Annotated in this window: 20 protein-coding genes; 11 read left to right on the top strand and 9 right to left on the bottom strand. The window is 46.0% G+C overall.

What is annotated here, in order from left to right; genetic code table 11:
• The first annotated feature begins 365 nt into the window (after window positions 1-365).
• From ACE1CM_RS16690 to ACE1CM_RS16680, 3 genes are all read left to right on the top strand, one after another.
• Complete coding sequence (locus ACE1CM_RS16690) at window positions 366-755, top strand: hypothetical protein (protein ID WP_374878630.1); 390 nt, start codon at window positions 366-368, stop codon at window positions 753-755.
• 48 nt (window positions 756-803) lie between these two features.
• Window positions 804-2,429 carry a tetratricopeptide repeat protein gene (locus ACE1CM_RS16685; RefSeq protein WP_374878634.1) on the top strand — a complete coding sequence of 542 codons (1,626 nt, stop codon included), beginning with the start codon at window positions 804-806 and terminating at the stop codon, window positions 2,427-2,429.
• Window positions 2,430-2,729: 300 nt separating this feature from the next.
• Entirely contained in the window at window positions 2,730-2,876 is a 147-nt protein-coding gene (locus tag ACE1CM_RS16680) for a UPF0175 family protein (RefSeq protein ID WP_374878633.1), read from the top strand.
• 264 nt (window positions 2,877-3,140) lie between these two features.
• On the opposite strand, the gene ACE1CM_RS16675 is transcribed toward ACE1CM_RS16680, so the two are convergent.
• The 7 genes from ACE1CM_RS16675 to ACE1CM_RS16645 all read right to left on the bottom strand — a co-directional run bounded on the left by ACE1CM_RS16675 (window position 3,141) and on the right by ACE1CM_RS16645 (window position 7,313).
• A complete protein-coding gene (locus ACE1CM_RS16675) occupies window positions 3,141-3,641 on the bottom strand; it encodes a DUF3368 domain-containing protein (protein WP_374878629.1) in 501 nt (166 codons plus the stop codon).
• Entirely contained in the window at window positions 3,629-3,889 is a 261-nt protein-coding gene (locus tag ACE1CM_RS16670) for a UPF0175 family protein (protein ID WP_374878628.1), read from the bottom strand. Before ACE1CM_RS16670 ends, ACE1CM_RS16675 begins: the two co-directional genes overlap by 13 nt.
• A gap of 8 nt (window positions 3,890-3,897) precedes the next feature.
• On the bottom strand, window positions 3,898-4,512 hold the full coding sequence (locus ACE1CM_RS16665; protein WP_374878627.1) for a Uma2 family endonuclease: 615 nt from the start codon (window positions 4,510-4,512) through the stop codon (window positions 3,898-3,900).
• Between the two features lie 45 nt (window positions 4,513-4,557).
• Entirely contained in the window at window positions 4,558-5,223 is a 666-nt protein-coding gene (locus ACE1CM_RS16660; protein WP_374878626.1) for a Uma2 family endonuclease, read from the bottom strand.
• 459 nt (window positions 5,224-5,682) lie between these two features.
• Window positions 5,683-5,955 (bottom strand): hypothetical protein, encoded by a 273-nt coding sequence (locus ACE1CM_RS16655; RefSeq protein ID WP_374878625.1) that lies wholly within the window; start codon window positions 5,953-5,955, stop codon window positions 5,683-5,685.
• Between the two features lie 270 nt (window positions 5,956-6,225).
• Window positions 6,226-6,402: a hypothetical protein gene (locus tag ACE1CM_RS16650; RefSeq protein WP_374878624.1), complete on the bottom strand. Its 177-nt coding sequence runs from the start codon at window positions 6,400-6,402 to the stop codon at window positions 6,226-6,228.
• Between the two features lie 164 nt (window positions 6,403-6,566).
• Window positions 6,567-7,313, bottom strand: a complete 747-nt coding sequence (locus tag ACE1CM_RS16645; protein WP_374878623.1) for a class I SAM-dependent methyltransferase — start codon at window positions 7,311-7,313, stop codon at window positions 6,567-6,569.
• Between the two features lie 205 nt (window positions 7,314-7,518).
• Here ACE1CM_RS16645 and ACE1CM_RS16640 point away from each other — a divergent pair, with 205 nt between their 5' ends.
• From ACE1CM_RS16640 to ACE1CM_RS16630, 3 genes are all read left to right on the top strand, one after another.
• Window positions 7,519-8,382 carry an oxaloacetate decarboxylase gene (locus ACE1CM_RS16640; protein ID WP_374878622.1) on the top strand — a complete coding sequence of 288 codons (864 nt, stop codon included), beginning with the start codon at window positions 7,519-7,521 and terminating at the stop codon, window positions 8,380-8,382.
• Window positions 8,383-8,993: 611 nt separating this feature from the next.
• On the top strand, window positions 8,994-10,151 hold the full coding sequence (locus ACE1CM_RS16635) for an AbrB family transcriptional regulator (RefSeq protein ID WP_374878621.1): 1,158 nt from the start codon (window positions 8,994-8,996) through the stop codon (window positions 10,149-10,151).
• Between the two features lie 97 nt (window positions 10,152-10,248).
• Window positions 10,249-11,055 (top strand): DUF1838 domain-containing protein, encoded by an 807-nt coding sequence (locus ACE1CM_RS16630; RefSeq protein ID WP_374878620.1) that lies wholly within the window; start codon window positions 10,249-10,251, stop codon window positions 11,053-11,055.
• A 308-nt stretch (window positions 11,056-11,363) separates the two neighbouring features.
• Here ACE1CM_RS16630 and ACE1CM_RS16625 read toward each other — a convergent pair whose 3' ends face one another.
• Window positions 11,364-12,401 (bottom strand): VOC family protein, encoded by a 1,038-nt coding sequence (locus tag ACE1CM_RS16625; RefSeq protein WP_374878619.1) that lies wholly within the window; start codon window positions 12,399-12,401, stop codon window positions 11,364-11,366.
• A 216-nt stretch (window positions 12,402-12,617) separates the two neighbouring features.
• Window positions 12,618-12,827, bottom strand: a complete 210-nt coding sequence (locus ACE1CM_RS16620) for a hypothetical protein (protein WP_374878618.1) — start codon at window positions 12,825-12,827, stop codon at window positions 12,618-12,620.
• 334 nt (window positions 12,828-13,161) lie between these two features.
• Here ACE1CM_RS16620 and ACE1CM_RS16615 point away from each other — a divergent pair, with 334 nt between their 5' ends.
• The 5 genes from ACE1CM_RS16615 (at window position 13,162) to ACE1CM_RS16595 (ending at window position 18,107) form a co-directional block, all read left to right on the top strand.
• Window positions 13,162-14,646: an aldehyde dehydrogenase family protein gene (locus ACE1CM_RS16615; protein ID WP_374878617.1), complete on the top strand. Its 1,485-nt coding sequence runs from the start codon at window positions 13,162-13,164 to the stop codon at window positions 14,644-14,646.
• A 329-nt stretch (window positions 14,647-14,975) separates the two neighbouring features.
• Complete coding sequence (locus tag ACE1CM_RS16610; RefSeq protein WP_374878616.1) at window positions 14,976-15,584, top strand: Uma2 family endonuclease; 609 nt, start codon at window positions 14,976-14,978, stop codon at window positions 15,582-15,584.
• Between the two features lie 2 nt (window positions 15,585-15,586).
• Complete coding sequence (locus tag ACE1CM_RS16605) at window positions 15,587-16,276, top strand: hypothetical protein (RefSeq protein ID WP_374878615.1); 690 nt, start codon at window positions 15,587-15,589, stop codon at window positions 16,274-16,276.
• A 59-nt stretch (window positions 16,277-16,335) separates the two neighbouring features.
• Window positions 16,336-16,689, top strand: coding sequence for a hypothetical protein (locus ACE1CM_RS16600; protein ID WP_374878614.1), 354 nt, complete (start codon window positions 16,336-16,338; stop codon window positions 16,687-16,689).
• Between the two features lie 113 nt (window positions 16,690-16,802).
• On the top strand, window positions 16,803-18,107 hold the full coding sequence (locus ACE1CM_RS16595; protein ID WP_374878613.1) for an acetyl ornithine aminotransferase family protein: 1,305 nt from the start codon (window positions 16,803-16,805) through the stop codon (window positions 18,105-18,107).
• The last annotated feature ends 132 nt before the right edge of the window (window positions 18,108-18,239 follow it).

The raw sequence follows: 18,239 nt of genomic DNA, 5'->3' as shown, positions 1-18,239 counted from the left end.
CTTCGATCCCCCCAACCCCCCTTGCCAAGGGGGGCGATCGAGGGAGATTTTCGGCTGGGAATCCGACCATCGATCCCCCCAACCCCCCTTGCCAAGGGGGGCGATAGATTTTTGCAACTGCGATCGCTCTGACAACAGCCAGCCGACACTGAATCTGGCACCCCCCTTGGCAAGGGGGGCTGGGGGGGATCGGATCTTTAACACCAAGCGCGATCGCCCTCCCCACTCATGCACCCCCCTTGGCAAGGGGGGCTGGGGGGGATCGGATCTTTAACACCAAGCGCGATCGCTCCCCATCTCCGTAAATTTCCGGACACCCCTTGTATTGACCAGCTATAACTAAAAAACAGCCTCAACGGTAACCTATGGAACCACTCACCGTTATCGCGACTTTTATATTAATCGGTTTAGCCAATGGCGCTTTGCAAAGAACTGGAGAAATAGTGATGGACAAATCATTACAGCAAGGTCAGAAAATTATGCTATTTCTTAGGGATAAGCATCCAGATATAGCTCATGCGATCGCACAAGCTGCACAGCGTCCAGAACTTGCCGAACAACAACCAGAGGTTTATAGCGCACCTGCCTTGGGGGCAAAGGTAGAACAAGCCGCCGCAGCCGAACCAGATATCGCCAAAGTATGGCAGGAATTGAAAAATACAGCTTCTCAGCCGTTAATCGTGCAGAATTTAGGGAAAATTGGTCAACAATATAATGCTCCCGTTCATATTGAAAACCAGAATATTGAATTCTGACTACAGCCGCCCGACAGGGAACGGGTAAAGTCAAATCCCCCAAAATCCATCCCCTACCAAGGCACACCCCACTTCGTCGGACGAGGGCGGGAACTCGCAACGCTGCACGAAACCTTGCAAAACTCTCATCGCGTCGCCATCTCAGCCGTTGCGGGGATGGGGGGAGTTGGCAAAACCGAACTGGCGATTAAATATGCGCGGGAACATCAAGACGATTACCCTGGTGGGATTTGCTGGCTTTCCGCCAGAGACGCGAATCTGCCGGGACAGATATTGCTGTTTGCCCAGCTATCCCTGAAACTGGAAGTGCCGCAGCAGGATGGGCGCGGAAATCCGCTGACTCTCGCCCAACAGGTAGCCTGGTGCTGGCAACAGTGGCAACCCCCACAAGGGCGGGTGTTGGTGGTGTTGGATGATGTGACCGATTGGAAACTCTGTCGCGGCATGTTGCCAACGGATAACCGCTTCTGCGTCTTGATGACGACGCGGCTGCGACGGCTAGATCCTAATTTTGTCGAACTTCCCCTGGATGTGCTGCCCCAAGCCGAGGCTTTGCAATTGTTGACGGCGATATTGGGGAAAAATGACAGGCGGCTGCAACGGGAATCTGAAACGGCGAAAGAGTTGTGTAAGTGGCTGGGATATCTGCCCTTGGGTTTGGAATTGGTAGCGCGGTATTTGGTGGAAGACCCCGATTTGTCCTTGGCAGAAATGTGGCAGCGGTTGCAAGCGCAGTCATTGCAAGATGAGGCAATCGACGTTTCAGAAGCCGATTTGGATGCGACTGAAATGACTGCAAGGCGAGGGGTAAAAGCGGCTTTTGAATTAAGCTGGCAAGAACTCGAAAAGCAGACGCAGCGGGTGGGTGAGTTGTTGAGTTTGTTTGCACCGGATGCGTTTGCTTGGGAATGGGTAGAGTCGGCAAGTGAGTCGCTAAATTGGGCAAAGTCAGAGGTGAATGCGGCGAAAAAGCAACTGCATAAGCGACATTTAATTGAGCGAGTAGAAGAGAGAGAAGCTTGCTACAAAATTCATCCTCTAATTCGGGAGTTTCTGCGGTTAAAGTTGGATGAGTCAGAACAGGCAGATAATGTTAGGCAGGCTTTTGTCCCATTGTTTGTGGAAATTGCCAAGAGAATTCCTGAGACTCCCACTATTGATTTAATCGAATCGCTGAAACTCGTTATTCCCCATTTGGAAGAAGTTGCCGAAAATCTGACCAATGCGTTGAGCGATGAAGATTTAATTTGGCCTTTTTATGGATTAGGCACATTCTATGAAGGTCAGGGTTCATATTCGCTAGCAGAACCTTGGCGTCAGCAGTGTTTATCAGTAGTGAAAACCCGCTTGGGACAAGACCATCCCGATGTTGCCACCAGTTTGAATAATCTGGCAAATCTCTACAATTATCAAGGACGCTACAGCGAAGCGGAACCCTTGTATTTGCAAGCTTTAGAATTATACAAAAGACTGCTGGGTGAAGACCATCCCGATGTTGCTACCAGTTTGAATAATCTGGCATTACTCTACAAATCTCAAGGACGTTACAGCGAAGCGGAACCCTTGTTTTTGCAAGCTTTAGAACTTGCGGAACGAGTGTTAGGTGTCAGCCATCCTAATACCGTTACCATCCGCAAAAATCTGGCAAATCTCCGAGATGCGATGGGGATTTGAGCAAAAAAATCTGGGGGAGATGAGACAGAGGTACAATTCGCTTTATCATCCCTAATAGCTAGATATCCGACTTGTTGGAGTGCAGGTGAGAGGAAAAAAACAGTTTTTGCACAGAACAACGGAAATTGATTTCTGGGCGGGCTGGTGGTACACATGTTACGATCGCTTCAAAAGCATTCAGCCTGACAAACAGAAAACACCATGAGCGTTGTCATTCCCGATGAAATCCTGACAGCCGCAAAGATGTCAGAAGCCGAATTAAAACTAGAAATTGCCATCTTACTGTAGCAACAATCCAAGATCGGCACAGGCACAGCCCGCCGCCTCGCCGGAATGAATTTAATCGAATTCCGCAAAGAACTTGCCCGTCGCGACATCTGCATTAATTACGATGTGGAAGATTTGCAAGCTGACATCAAAACATTGCAGGAGTTGGGTCAATTGTGACTGTCGTCAGCAACACTTCACCTATTACCCATAAAAAGACGCCGCGACACGGCACGATTAACATTATCTGTTTGTCCGAGATATCTCTTTAGCCTTAGTCCCTACGCAACAACTCTGTGAGGTTTTTTTATTATGGGCAATTCAACGGGCATGATATAATTTATTTTAGGGTTGAACTGTTTCTTGCTCGTCAGATTCTAGCACCACATCTTCATATACAAGCGCGATCGCACTCCCATAAAATAGTACTAGAATCAATTCCCACTACTCGGTTAATTCTCCTGCTTGTCGTAAAACTTGCTGATATAGCGTAGCAGCAACCCAATATTGAGCTATATTTATCATCGCATCAAGTAGGGGCTGTACATGAAGGATTACGCCATTATCTTTAGCTAGCAAGAGAATACCCAGCGTACCAATCACTTGCAAACCAAGTCTTTGAGCAACTTGGCGTGCTTCGCGTTCATCTAATAAAATTCTTTGCTCGCTAATTTCTAATATTAAAGCGATCGCTTCTCGTTCACCATCATCTAATTCTGCCAGAATCTCTGGTACTATTGCTGAAACCGTGCGAACTTGAAGCCATCCTGATGCGATCGCTTCCTGCACCGATTGCGAACCTGGTAAACTCGAACCTGTGGTTTCATTATAAACAGCTTGAGGAATAACTACTTGCCCGAACATCGCTTGTAAAATATCAAGTCGATTAATAGCGGCAAAGTTAATTAGAGGCGTGGCATTACAAACTACAGTCACGATTGCCACACACCTGTTTTAATACTTTCAATGTCTTCGGCTAACTCAATTTCGCTGTAATGCCGTGGGATTTTATGTTGTGCCAAAAGTTGCTGAAATTCCCAAACAGACAAGTTAGCCAAACGTCGCGCTTGTCCAAAGGTAAAAATCTCGCGACTGTATAGTTGTATGGCGATTTCCTGACGGATTGCCAGTTCCCCCTGACTCAGAGACTCTGGAGATATTTCCAGTGAAATTGGCTCAGTAAATTGACTCATTATTAATACTATCCTACCGTTTCTTGTTCGTCATATTCTAGCACTACATCTTCATATACAAGCGCGATCGCACACCGAAAATCAACGCTAATTAAATAAATCTCCTCTCCTTCTCCATAAGTATAAAGTTCCCAAATTCCTCGATCGTTTAATCGAAAAACTTCAACATTCATCTGTTCCGCACTTATTAATACGTATTCTCTCAAACTGGAAATGCGGCGATAGTGTTTGAATTTTTTACCGCGTTCGCGTAGCGTCTCCGAAGGAGAATCAAAACTTTCTGTACTAGGAGAAAGAACCTCAACAATTAGACAAGGATGATAAATTGCTTCAATAGCGTTTCTGTCCCTTTCATCACAAGTTACCATCACATCAGGATAGTGATAGGGGCCATTTTCAGATACACCTACTTTGGCATCTGCCATAAACGCTTGACACCCTTTACCCCTGACGTGAGATTTCAGGGCTGAAGCTAAATTAAGGGCAATCGAAGTATGGGGAATAGTTCCCCCTGTCATGGCAAACACTTCGCCGTTGATATATTCGTATTTAATTGGTTGCTTTTCTTCCCATTCTAGATATTCTTGGGTACTCATGTATTTCGGTTCTGGATTAGCTACCATAATAAACCTCCTTATGCATTTGGACTAATTTAGAGATGGGATAGCTTAATTACCTAACTGTTCCACAAAACTTTGATGTTCGGGCGTTGCCAACCCCATCTGCAACACCGACTGCACCTCAACCAAATTCCCCGCCACTAAAGCTGGAACAGATAACCACAAACCTGGAAAAACTTCGCTTCTAATAATTCCTGCTGCATCTGTTGATAAAGCAACATATTCCCCTTCTCTTAAGCGGAACCAATCGACTCTTTGGTTATAAACTTGCCAAATTAGATATTCTTGGACTTGGTTGCGACGGTAGGCTTTCAATTTATCTCCCAAGTCGTATGAAGCACTACTGACAGCTACTTCCGCAATAAATTCTGGCGCACCTTCAAGATAACTATCTTCGCTAATCGTTGATTGTCCGCCAACTTCAATTCGTAACAGTGCATCGGGTTGAGGTTCGTTATCTGGATCGAGGCGAACTGTAGTATCAACCAACAAGTCAACCCCAGGTGTAACTGAACAGTAATTAGACATCCATCCTATAATGCGACCGTGAGGTCTGCCGTGAATAACTCGGACTGGCGATCCCACGTACACAACTCCTTCAATTAATTCGGCTTTATTCAAGTTGGGCATGGCATCGTAGCGTCGTTCAAATTCTGCCCTTGTGATGCGATCGCCATTTTCCAAAGGTAATATTTTCGGGATTATTCCTGTCATAATTCGACCCTCAACCATGTGTTCCGATTGTGCCATATCGCTTGATTGTGCATCGGTGGGAAGTGTGCGATGCGATCGCTGAGATCAGATCCAGAGGCAGGCAAGATGCCCACCCCACAAGCATTTTTTGGTAACTCTTAGCCCCCCTTGCCAAGGGGGGTTGGGGGGATCGATTGCCTCCTCTTAGCCCCCCTTGCCAAGGGGGGTTGGGGGGATCGATTGCCTCCTCTTAGCCCCCCTTGCCAAGGGGGGTTGGGGGGATCGATTAACTTCTGTTAGCCCCCCTTGCCAAGGGGGGTTGGGGGGATCGATTAACTTCTGTTAGCCCCCCAAGGCATTGGGGGTTGGGGGGATCGATTAACTTCTGTTAGCCCCCCAAGGCATTGGGGGTTGGGGGGATCGATTAACTTCTGTTAGCCCCCCAAGGCATTGGGGGTTGGGGGGATCGATATCGACAAATTAACGTCCCGATTTTCTGATGTTTGATTTAATCGGTCGCCGTTTGCGGTAACGGGTCAGAATGGTGATTACCTGATCGGGTTTTCCCGTTGGTTGCGGCGGACTCCACTCGTCTACCTCCGCAAAATCTTTTGCGAACAAGGTGTGAATGGTTTCCGTCACCCCATCGGCAGAACTGATAATAAACATCTGCACGACTTCGCGATCGTCGTCGCCTGGGTCAGAATTTGAAGGCACAGATCCGCCAGAGTCTCGCAAAAACTCTTCAAGCATGATATTTTCTCCTGAATTTTCGGTTTTCCATCGGAAAAGCCAAAAATCTAGCCACCCCGCACGCATAAGAAAGCAGGGTGGCTACAGAGAAAATGTTACAATTCTCCATTAGCCTCCCGGACTGTCTCCGCAGTTTGGGGGGTCAAGCTGTCCATTGCTGTTCCTAGCGGCTTTGGGCAGCGAAACTAGATTTTCGAGCCATACAGGTTGCCGTCCGTTTTAGGTCTGGCAACCTATAGTTGTTGAGCATAGCGGCAATGGGGACAATCGTCAAGAGGTGCGGTCGGGGATGATGGGTGGAGGTGCGATCCGGGTAAAATATGCGATCGCCTGCTCAATAAACCTGTGCAAAAACTCTTGTGGGGTGGAGATTCTGCCTGCCCTTGACTTGACTTGCAACAGAGGTATATTGTTTTCGCTGGCATCGGAATTACAGGACTTACGCACAGAAACCTGGTTTCTACGAAAAATCGTTGGTTTGGGAACCAGAGATCAAGGTCTCACCTTTGTTTCTTTTCTCGTCGTGGGTAAGTCCTGAATTACTCAAAGCGGTCAAAGCAATTACCAATTACCAATTACCAATCACCAATTACCAATTACCAATCCCTAAATCATTGGTAAAAACACAACAATTGTGTGGTGTCGAACGGATCGCGATAGAGACAATCCCAGCGACTAAAATTATGCTGGCGGGCAAGTTCGTATAAAGTTGCCTGAGTTTCAGGAAAATCAGAGGAACACATATGCTCTTCAGACATTTCAATTTCTTGAGGAGTAAGTAAAGACCAGTGTTGACGGATACCTTCCTGATAGCGTCTAATATAATCTTCTCGATTCTCTGCTTCTCGGCGAACAATATCGATTAAAATAAACACCCCACCACCTTGAAGCAGACGGTAAATTTCACCCATAACAAAGTTTTTTTGATCAAGACTCAGATGATGCAAGGTAAAAGAGGCCAGAATAGTATCGAAACTATCTTGTTTCTGCTGTACCAATTCAGGCACAACTTCAACCAGATTGCCTTGGATAAAGCTTTTTTCGTAAGCCCCAAACTCCATATTATCCTGGGCAATTTTCAGAGCCGTCTCCGAGAGGTCAATGCCCTTGTAGGAAACAATAGTAGTATCCAATAAAGCCTGTGCAATAAAGCTGGCGTCGCCGCAACCGAGGTCAAGCAGGGAAAAGGGTTTTTGAAAGTAGCTGGCTAAAAACTGATGCAGGATGCTGTAAAGTTCCCGGTGTCCCATGTAATTGTTGGTCAGTAATTTTTGATAGAGTTTCCACTGGTTATTGAAGAACTCATAAGTTTGGGCGGATAGATCTTCATTGCCATTTAATAAGCTTTGCTCTGACATTGTACTTTTGCTCTTCTTTGCAGGTTAGGAGAGAGCGGTTGGTATTGCATTTATGTACTTGCTCTGCTTACCAGCCATTCTCCAGGACAATTACTCTATCTTGCGATCGTTCAGGAAAATTAGCAAGAGCGATCGCTGGTGAGCCAAGTAGCTGTATTCTCAGAGGGAGATGTTTTTACCTTCAAGTGTTCTCCCCTTTTTGTTTATGTCCTCTAGCCAAAAATTGCGACAGTTACTCGCACGTCCAGAAATTCTTGTTATTCCAGGCATATACGATTGTCTGGGAGCCAAACTAGCCGAACAATTGGGCTTTGAAGTTCTCGCTACTAGCGGTTTTGGTATTGCCGCTTCTACCCTTGGTTTGCCGGATTACGGGTTGCTCACGGCTACCGAAATGCTCTACAGTGTAGGGCGGATCGCCCAATCGGTTAATATTCCCCTAATTGCCGATATGGACACTGGATATGGCAATGCTTTAAACGTTATTCGGACAGTAAAAGATGCCGTGCAATTAGGGATAGCTGGGATACTTTTAGAAGACCAAGAATGGCCTAAAAAATGCGGTCATTTTGAAGGCAAGCGCGTCATCCCCATGGCGGAACATGCAGGGAAAATTCGCGCCGCAGTCCAAGCGCGGGGTGACAGTGGTTTAGCAATCATTGCACGTACCGATGCCCGTGCGCCCCTAGGTTTAGAAGAAGCAATTCATCGCGGTCGCGCTTATATTGCAGCGGGGGCTGATATCCTATTTGTGGAAGCGCCCCAGTCGGTTGAGGAATTGAAAGCCATCGTCGCTGCTTTCCCAGATGTGCCCTTAGTCGCCAATATGATTGAAGGCGGTAAAACTCCCCAACTTTCTGCATCTGAGTTACAGCAACTCGGCTTCAAAATAGTCTTTTTCCCCGTTTCTACCCTGCTGGCGGCGACACAGGTAATGACTGCTTGCTTGCGTCAGTTAAAAGAACAAGGAACCACAGCTAATTTGAAGGATTTGGTTAGTTTCAAAGACTTTCAAGAACTCATCGGCGTTTCTAACTATCTCCAAATCGAGCAGCAATTTAAAGAGTAGTGGTAATTGGTAATTGGTAATTGGTAATTGGATTAAAATGCATTACCCATATCTCGTTTCCAGTAATACCAATTTCCCTGCAAGGCGTGCTACAGATCAAACATGTTGGTAGGGGCGGGTTTTACCAATCTACGTCGGGGAAAACTTTCAATTTCTATAAACCCGCCCCCAAGTGTGGCGCATTCATGGGAAAACGGTATAACGCACCGAAATCCTCGATGGTGCGTTACGGCTAGCGCCTAACGCACCCTACTCAATATTAGAAATCCTCGATGGTGCGTTATATCATGTCCGGTTGCATCGGCATCGCTCCCTCTGCGGGTTTATTAAGACAATTCGCTTGGTATCAAAGGTTTTTGGTAAAACCCGCCCCTACAACACTATTAAATATGCTCCTCCGATACAAACGGACATCATATTACGGCTAGCGCCTAACGCATCCTGCTCAATATAAGTAAAAATATTTGCAACAATTCTTTACAACTGTTATAATAGTTCATAGTAGGCAACCCGTGTTTCTGGTTGCCCTGGGTTTGTACTATCAATAAATCAAACAAATTATTGATATAAATAAAACTTATTTATCCCGCGAAACGGAAGAGGATTCGCTTGTGAATAAAAGCTTATCTACAAAACATCTCATAGCAATTGTTGTTTTAGAACTGCTTCTCGCTATACCTATTGGTTTGGCATTAACAAAATTCGGCATTGGTGGTGTTGCTTGGTTATTTGGGGGCATCGCTTCTGGAGCGTTAGTCTATAAAGCTTACCAAATTTTTTACAGAATTACTCCTAAACCGAATAAAAAAGCCAGACAAATCGGACAAACCCTGGTAGGACTGAATATTGGATTTGCGATTGCTTCCAGCAACCTAGCCGCAATTACCTCCCAATTACACGTTTTGATCCTGCTGACATTATTTAGTCTGGTAACCGGAAGTTTCATCGGCTATTTCTACTCGCGCATTAGCAAAGTAAACTTGTTTAATGCTATGCTCGCTACCGCTCCGGGTGGGGTAGGAATTATGTCGAGTATCGCGGCTGATTATGGTAGAAATGTTTCCCAAGTGGCGTTAGTTCAAAGTCTCCGCGTTACCACCGTTGTTTTGACAATTCCGTTCGTAGCGAGGCTATTAGCAGGGGATAGCACGGGTGCGAGCGTAGGGATTTCTCCCAAGTTGTTTAATATCGATATTCAAGGGCTACCGTTATTAGTTTTAGCATTAGCGCTCGCATTGTTAGGCGTTCGCGTTGCGACGTTGCTAAAAATTCCCGCCGCGCCCTTTTTTGGCGCGTTAATTGTGGGGATAATATTCAATCCAATGTTGAATTCCCTTCCCTTGGTCACCGACTTAGATTTTAGTCCCCCTAAACTGGTGAATTTAATCGGTCAAGTGTTACTGGGAGTCGCCGTCGGCGAACATTGGGGAAATCAACCTTATTTGAGCAAAAAAGCGGTAGGATATGCTTTAATCCCCGTGGGATTGATAATTGGAGCGGGATTGATAGCGGCTGCAATTGCTCATCAATTAACCCCCTGGGATTGGCTAACTTGTATTTTAGTCACCGCACCCGGAGGCGCACCAGAAATGATTTTAGTCTCCCTCGCCTTAGATCGTAACGTCGAAATCGTCACCGCCGGTCACCTGGTGCGACTGATAGGACTCAACGCCTCTCTACCCGCGTGGATATTCTTAATTGACTATCTCGAACGTCGCCTTTCAGGTGCAAATACCTCCAACAATGCAGCTGAGTGGGTGAGCAGGTGAGCAGGTGAGAAAAAGCTTTGACTAGAGAAACCCGGTAACTTCTGCGAAACCGGGTTTCTGCAATAATAAGTATATCGGGATTGGCAAGGCTATATATATGATCAACGAAGTCAAAGAATTTGATACCAAACAATGGGTCAAAGCACGCGCTTCCCTCGATGGTAATCAAAGCTTTCTCACCTGGACTGGTTCGATTTACGCTTTTGTTCCCAACGAAAAGAAAAAACGATTGTTCGGTATAGCTGGAATGAGCGTCAGCAGATGCATCGCCAATCCCGATGATACTTGGGAGTTTACTTCTAGGGAATTAACTTATTATCTTGACCCCAGTACGGGAGAAATTATGCACAAATGGGAAAACCCCTGGACGGGAGAAACCCTAACAGTTATGCACGTGGCTAATAATCCCGTTGAAGGGCATTTTAAAGGAACGTTTCCCGCCCAAGTTAATGGGAAAATTACAACCTTTGTATTTGATTTATTTTCCACCTACCCAAATCCCCTAGCAGAAGATCCGAAATTTGCCGAATACAGTCCCCAAGCTACCTATCAAGCAGCTGAATTATTTAAACTCACGGTTCCTACGCAAGAATTGCTCGAACCAGAAGTTGTTTCAGTTTCTAAAATGTTGATAGGTTGGGATAGAATTGGGCCTTGGGTTCCTTGGATGAAAATGGGAAATCGACCGGGTCATTTAATATATAGTGCCAACGGTCTTAAAGTGAAAGAGATCGCCGAATTACCCCAAGTGCTGCAAGATGAAATTAATACGCGGGTGCCTTTGTATAAAAATGCTCCCAAAGCACCGTTAGATAGCGATATGACTTCTTGGACTTACTTTAAACAGCATTTTGATGCTTATTTAGCAGGGGAAAGGTTTCCCTTACCAGCAGGGGAAGACTGAGTTAATTGCAGATTGAAGAATTGCAGATTGCAGATTGAGGTAAATTTGAATTGCTCGCCACCTTCAATTATTCTTTGGGACTAACATGGCGGCAAGGTTTGCGATCGCGATCGCTTTCACGCTATCATGACTCGTTCTCCGGGCTTACGCCTGGGAACGAATTACTGGAGGCGAGGCCTCCTATTCAACTGAGGCGAGGCCTCGATCGACTCGTTCTCCGGGCTTACGCCTGGGAACTAATTACTGGAGGCGAGGCCTCCTATTTCCAACCAGTACCTACTAGCCGTGACAGGCGAGACTTTAGCGAATTATCCGGCTACCAACGTCCAAAAATAACCATCGGGTGCGACAAAAGAAAAGCTTTCTTCCCCAAATTCGTTGGATGAAATTTCTGTAAATTTTTGCACTCGACTCGCTTTGATGCGGTTTAAATACTGTTTAATTCCCCGCACCCGATAAGTATACAGCGACATTCCCAAACATCCCGGTTGCGCTGCTTCAAAGTTATTTTCTAATTCGATTGATTCGGGAAATCTAATAATATAAAGCCTTCCCGAACGCGCTGCTTGAACGTTGGTTTTTGACGAACGCGGATCGTCAAAAGCTGTAACTAAAAATTTTTCATTTGGTTGCAATTCAAAAATTTCTCTTCCAGCTTTGGAATCGTAATTAGTTTCTACATCATCGCGAACTCGCAGCAATCCCAGGGTTTCTTCATAAAATTTTAGCGTTTCTTTGCTGTCATCTTGAACCACCATTCCCATGTGGGTAATTTGGCTGGTTTTAAAAGGAGCGCTGCTATTGATAGTGCCGTAAGAAAACATTGTATAACCAAACCGTTGAAATAAAACTTGCCTAGTTAAAGGTTGCAGCACCATCATTTCTCGCACGCCAATCGCGGGATCGATAAAAGGACGCGCTTTTCTTTCTTTGTTGTAGATGATCTCCCAACTCGGATAGGTGTATTTGATGGGTAATCCGGCGGCGACGGCTGCTTCTACCTGATTTAAAATGTTGAACAAATCAGCTGTTAACGTTGTTGTCCAGCGGTTTCCCTTTGCTTTCATCGAGGACATTTTTAACCCTGAGTTTGTCGGGTTTTCCCAAACCATCAGGCGAATTAAGCCGTGGTCGGCCTCTCCGTGGTAAAGTCTTATCGAGCGTAAAGCGGACTCAACTCCATACAATTGGTAGGCGGCTGCTTTAGATAATTCTCCCACCTGTCTGATGCGATAGCCGAATTGCTCCCAATATTGAATTTGAGGGATGGGATCTCCGACTCCTATACATGCTTCGTAAATGCCTTCTATTGCTGTAGATTCATTCCCTGTGTTGCGATCGCTCATTTTTCCCCTCAATTTTATCCGGCTATTTCAGTGTTTTTACTATTATTTTATCAGGTAATCCACCAATCTGCGTAATTTCCCTTACGTAAAAACACTGAAGCAAATTGAGCAAAAAAAAACGCCCGACGTTTCAGTCGGGGCGGTAATCATCAGGGTGCATCTACTAATAGTATAGTACCCCGATGAGGGGTCTGACCCCTCACCCCCACCCAAAAATTATAAATATTTATTAAAGTTTTCCCCCGCGACAAGAAAATCAAATTGATAGAGAGAGGGAATTGGAGGACAAGGGGGTGCAGTCATGCGCCATTTGCTGATATTGGTGAAAATTTCAGAGGGTCGCCGCCAGAAGAGGACGCGGCGATGCGGCGACAGGGTGACGCTAAGGACATCGCTTGCTAGGGGCGAGGGGATTCCCACTGGCAAGAGGAGGCAGAGAATCGCAGACCAGGGAGAGGGTCGAGTTCTTGTCTGATTCGCCGCCAGAAGAGGACGCGGCGATGCGGCGACAGGGTGACGCTAAGGACATCGCTTGCTAGGGGCGAGGGGATTCCAATTGGCAAGAGGAGGCAGAGAATCCCAGACCAGGGAGAGGGTCGAGTTCTTGTCTGATTCGCCGCGTCCGGTGTGTCCGGTGTGTCCGGTGTGTCTTCTTCCCTTCTCAGCAGATCTGATCGTCAGCGACAATTGAGATTAACCCGCCCCCCGTCTCATCCCCAATCTAAAATCTAAAATCAGAAATCTCAAATCTGAAATTCCCATGACTTGCCTGAATTACATCAACGGAGAATGGATACCCGCCCAATCGGGAGCAACTTTAGAAAGTCGGAACCCTGCCGACTGGCGGGAATTAATCGCCACGTTTCCCCGATCTGAAGCTGGCGATGTGGATGCAGCTGTCGCATCTGCGCGTCAAGCATATCGCACTTGGCGGCTAGTACCCGCCCCCGCTAGGGGAGAATTTATTCATAAAGTCGGACAGTTGTTAATTCAGCACAAAGAAACCCTTGCCCAACTGATGAGTCGGGAAATGGGCAAACCGATTGCCGAGGCGCGGGGAGATGTGCAAGAAGGAATTGATTGTGCGTTTTATTACGCGGGAGAAGGGCGGCGTTTGTTTGGGCAAACCACTCCTTCAGAAATGCCGAATAAGTTTGCCATGAGTGTAAGGATACCGATAGGGGTTTGTGCTTTAATTACTCCTTGGAATTTTCCCGTGGCGATTCCTTGTTGGAAAATGATGCCCGCGTTAGTTTGCGGCAATACGGTAATTCTTAAACCGGCAAAAGATACTTCTACTTGTGCTAATTTTCTGGTTTGGTTATTCCAAGAAGCTGGGTTACCGCCTGGGGTGGTTAATTTAGTGCATGGTGAAGGAGAAACAGTCGGAAAAGCTTTATTGGAACATCCAGGCGTTGATTTAGTATCGTTTACGGGTTCTTCTAAAACTGGGGCAGAAATTGGGGCGACTTGCGGACGCACTCACAAGCGAGTTTGTCTGGAATTAGGCGGGAAAAATGCCCAAGTTGTGATGGAAGATGCCGATTTAGAACTTGCTTTAGAAGGTGCGCTGTGGGGTGCATTTGGTACGTCGGGACAACGTTGCACCGCAACGAGTCGGTTGATTTTGCACCGCGATATTAAGGATAAATTTACCGCTATGCTGCTAGAGCATACCAGCAAGTTGCGGCTCGGACATGGTAGCGATCCTAATACCGATGTGGGGCCATTGGTGAATCAGGGACAGTTGCAACGAATTAGTCATTATTTGGAAATTGCTCGCAGCGAAGGGGCAAAGGTTTTAATCGGTGGGGAAATAGTAAAAGATGGGGAATTGCACCACGGTTTCTTTTTTGCACCGACTATTCTTGATGGGGTTACTCCCGATATGCGTGTCGCCCGCGAGGAGATTTTTGGCCCCGTAGTGGCGTTGATTCAGGTAAGCGAGTTTGAGGAAGCGATCGCAATCTTAAACGATACGAGTTACGGTCTTTCTTCTTCAGTTTATACCCGCGATGTCAACCGGGCATTTCAAGCCATGCGCGACATCGAAGCTGGCATTACTTATATTAATGGCCCAACTATCGGTGCCGAGGTACATTTACCCTTTGGCGGCGTCAAACAAACTGGAAACGGACACCGGGAAGCGGGGAGTGCTGCTTTAGATGTATTTACCGAATGGAAGACGGTTTATGTCGATTTCTCCGGTAAATTGCAACGCGCTCAAATAGATAATCGGGAATAGGTAATGGCGTTACTAGGCTCTGCCGTGGGAACGAGGGTAATGGGTGATTGGAAAGCTGAGTGGAATCTATGGAAAAAGCTTTACCACAACTGGAAACTTCTCACATATTCGACCACAGATCGATGTTTGTTTCTACTGCTATGGGTTTGGATTTGAAATTACTCCCTTGGCGCCAGAAGAATACTCAATTAACGAACCACAGAGGCGCAGAGAACACAGAGGGAAGAGAAAAGAAGAGATAGGTAATCGAAGAAGTGCGACGGGAGTAAGCTTAAGTCGGAGGAACTATAGCTATAGTTGCTTGATAACCTAGCTGATAAAAAATAACCATGACTACATTCCAAGCAAAACAAAAACTTACCTTCGAGCAATTCCTAGAACTGGAAGTTGAAGCCGAAGGTTTTTATGAATTGGTGAATGGAGAGGTTGTGAGGAAATTAGCGACAAGACAACATGATAATATAGCCGATTTTCTTGTCAGACAGCTTGACAGGGAAAATGAACGGGCAAGTCTAAACTACAGAGTGTCTGGCAGAGTTGTGGTGAGGACGCTAACCCCAGACGGACAAGAACAAGGTCGCCAACCTGATGTAAGTGTAGTAGATCAAGCACTCTGGGACTCAAACCTTTCTGCTTACACAGCTTTCGTTGAACCGCTGCAATTAGCAATAGAAGTAGTATCAACAAATTGGGAAGATGACTATATTGACAAGCTGGATGAATATCAACGTTTGGGTATTCCCGAATATTGGATTGTAGATTACTTAGCTTTAGGAAGTCGAAATTATTTGGGAAATCCCAAAGTGCCAACGGTGTTTGTTTTATTACTTGATGAAAATGGCATTTACCAATGCAATCCCTATCGAGGTGCTGAGCGAATAATTTCGCGCACTTTCCCAGAATTGGCGCTGACGTCTGAACAGATTATCCAAGCCTAGCTATGACCGTGGATTGGGAGCAACTAGAAACTGAATTAGGCGCGGATATGGGATCTGCCATCCGACATTTATCGTCGGATGAAAAAGATGTGCGATCGCCAGTTTTAAACGACTTATTTGACTTAAGTTGGCATCCAGGATCTTTGTTGTGGCGAGCAGCTTTTGCTGTACCCTTTCTCATCGAACACCTGCAACGTGAATCTGAAGAAGATTGTTTATACAATATTCTGATCGATTTGGCACATATAGGCACGGGAACCTCTTTCTGCGACCTGCGAAAAGATTCATCGATCTATGCATATAGACGGAATACGCCCGAATTACAAGAACAAATGGAAGAGAAATTATACTGGGTGGAAAAAACTTATGAAGCAGTTTATAAAGGCGTTGATGTCTATCTTAATTTACTAGATCGCGATGCACCTAAAGCCAGAATAGGAGCAGCTTACACTCTTTCCTGCTGTAAAGCAGATGCGGCGCGAATTTGCAACAAAATGCGCGATCGCTTTCATAAAGAATCAGAGGAAATGGTCAAAGCAACCATCCCGTTATGTCTGGCAATCCTGAGTAACAATACACCTTTAGAAACAGCATTTTTTGAGGAAGTATTAGAATCCAACGAAAACTTTCTGCTGCGATCGCTCTCGCCATCGCTGGTACGAATATGTCGGAAAATGCTCTGCCAACCCTAGTTCACCTCATCGAAAAGCCAAATTTATTTGTGAGACTATGCAACCATTACGAAAACCATATGGCAACTGCTCACAACTTAATAGTTAGCGACTTTCTGTGGCGTTTGAACGACCAGCAAATGGCACATATCATTCCAGTACTGGCGCAAAAAGTAGAGGAACTACCTTACGGATATAAGACACTCATTGAATTAGCTTTTCAAAACAATAAGCTGCAAGAGGGGATAACTATTCACGACTTAACAGCAAACCAGCAATTTGTTTTAACAGCGATCGCCAACGATGATACCCTCTGGAAACCGAGAGACAATTATATCAGTTCCATATTGAAAGATTTGGCAATCAAGGGGTCGCCTCTAAGGGAAAAGTTGATCCGGTTTCTCAACGGTGACACCCTCCACTATGACCCTTAAAAATGGGATCTGTGGATTTTGGATTTGACCCTATACCATAGAAGTAGTTACTACTGAACAAAATTGCATAATTTTTTAATCTAAAATCTGCCCATCCAAAATCTGAAATCCCTATGCTGAGTATTCCTACCAAACGTCCCCTCCCTCGCGCGCCTAGGATTGTCACGTCTCTACCTGGGCCTCGCGCTCATGCTATGGTAGAACGCGATCGCGCTGTCTCTTCCCCCTCCTACACCCGTGGTTATCCCCTCGTTATCGCCCGTGGTGAAGGTTGTATGGTCGAAGATGTCGATGGAAATGTATTCTTAGACTTAACCGCAGGTATCGCCGTCACCAATACAGGTCACACCCATCCCGAAGTCGTCCAGGCGATTCAAGACCAGGCAGCGCAATTTTTACACATGTCGGGTACGGATTTTTACTACGAACCGATGGTCGAGTTGGCGGAAAAATTAGCCGCCCGCGCGCCTTTCCCCAATGGGGCGAAAGTGTTTTTTACTAACTCTGGTACCGAATCGAACGAGGGGGCAATTAAATTAGCCCGTTATTATACGGGGCGATCTCTGATTATCGCCTTTCTCGGTGCATTCCACGGACGCACCTACGGCGCGATGTCCCTAACTGGTTCTAAAGCGGTGCAGCGCCAGCAATTTGGACCATTGGTCCCCGGCGTGACACACATTCCCTATGGAACTCATGAAAGTTTAGATTATTTGGAACAAAAGCTATTTCCGGCGGTATTACCCCCCCTTGAAGTTGCGGCGATTGTGGTAGAACCAATTCAAGGGGAAGGTGGTTATATTGTCCCCGAAGATGGATTTTTGCAGAGAGTGAGAAACCTGTGCGATCGCTACAACATCCTGATGGTAGTCGATGAAGTACAATCCGGCATGGGTCGCACCGGCAAGCTATTTGCCATCGAACATTGGGACGTGCAACCGGATATCATTACCCTCGCCAAAGGTATCGCTAGCGGACTACCTTTAGGTGCAATTTTATCCCGACCGGAATTAATGACCTGGCCTCCCGGTTCCCACGCTACCACGTTTGGCGGTAACCCCGTTGCCTGTGCTGCGGCAAATGTAACCTTGCGACTTTTGGAAACAGGCATAATGGAAAATGCTCTGAATGTGGGAGAGTTATTGCAAGCAGGTTTAACCCGGTTAGCGAAAAAATTTAAGCAAGTTTCCCTACCGAGGGGAAAGGGTTTAATGGTCGCAATTGACTTATTAGATGCAGCGGGAAATCCCGATGGGAAATTGCGGGATAAAATTGTAGATGAAGCCTTCTACAAAGGTTTGTTACTCTTAGGTTGCGGTAGGGCAGCGATTCGGTTTTGTCCGCCTTTGGTTATCGACAGCGACCAAATTCAAATTGCCCTGGAAATTATCGAAGAATTGCTAATTGCTAATTGCTAATTGCTAATTGCTAATTGCTCATGGAGATTCGGTTGATTCCTATCTACGATTAGCGATTAGTCAATCATACCAAATTCGGAGCGACAACCCCTCTTATCTTCTTCCTCTTCTCTTTGTGTCCTAGCGCTAACG

This window comes from Microseira sp. BLCC-F43, from assembly GCF_041929235.1.
Lineage (GTDB): Bacteria > Cyanobacteriota > Cyanobacteriia > Cyanobacteriales > Aerosakkonemataceae > Microseira.
This window is presented reverse-complemented; position numbering and strand designations above follow the sequence as displayed.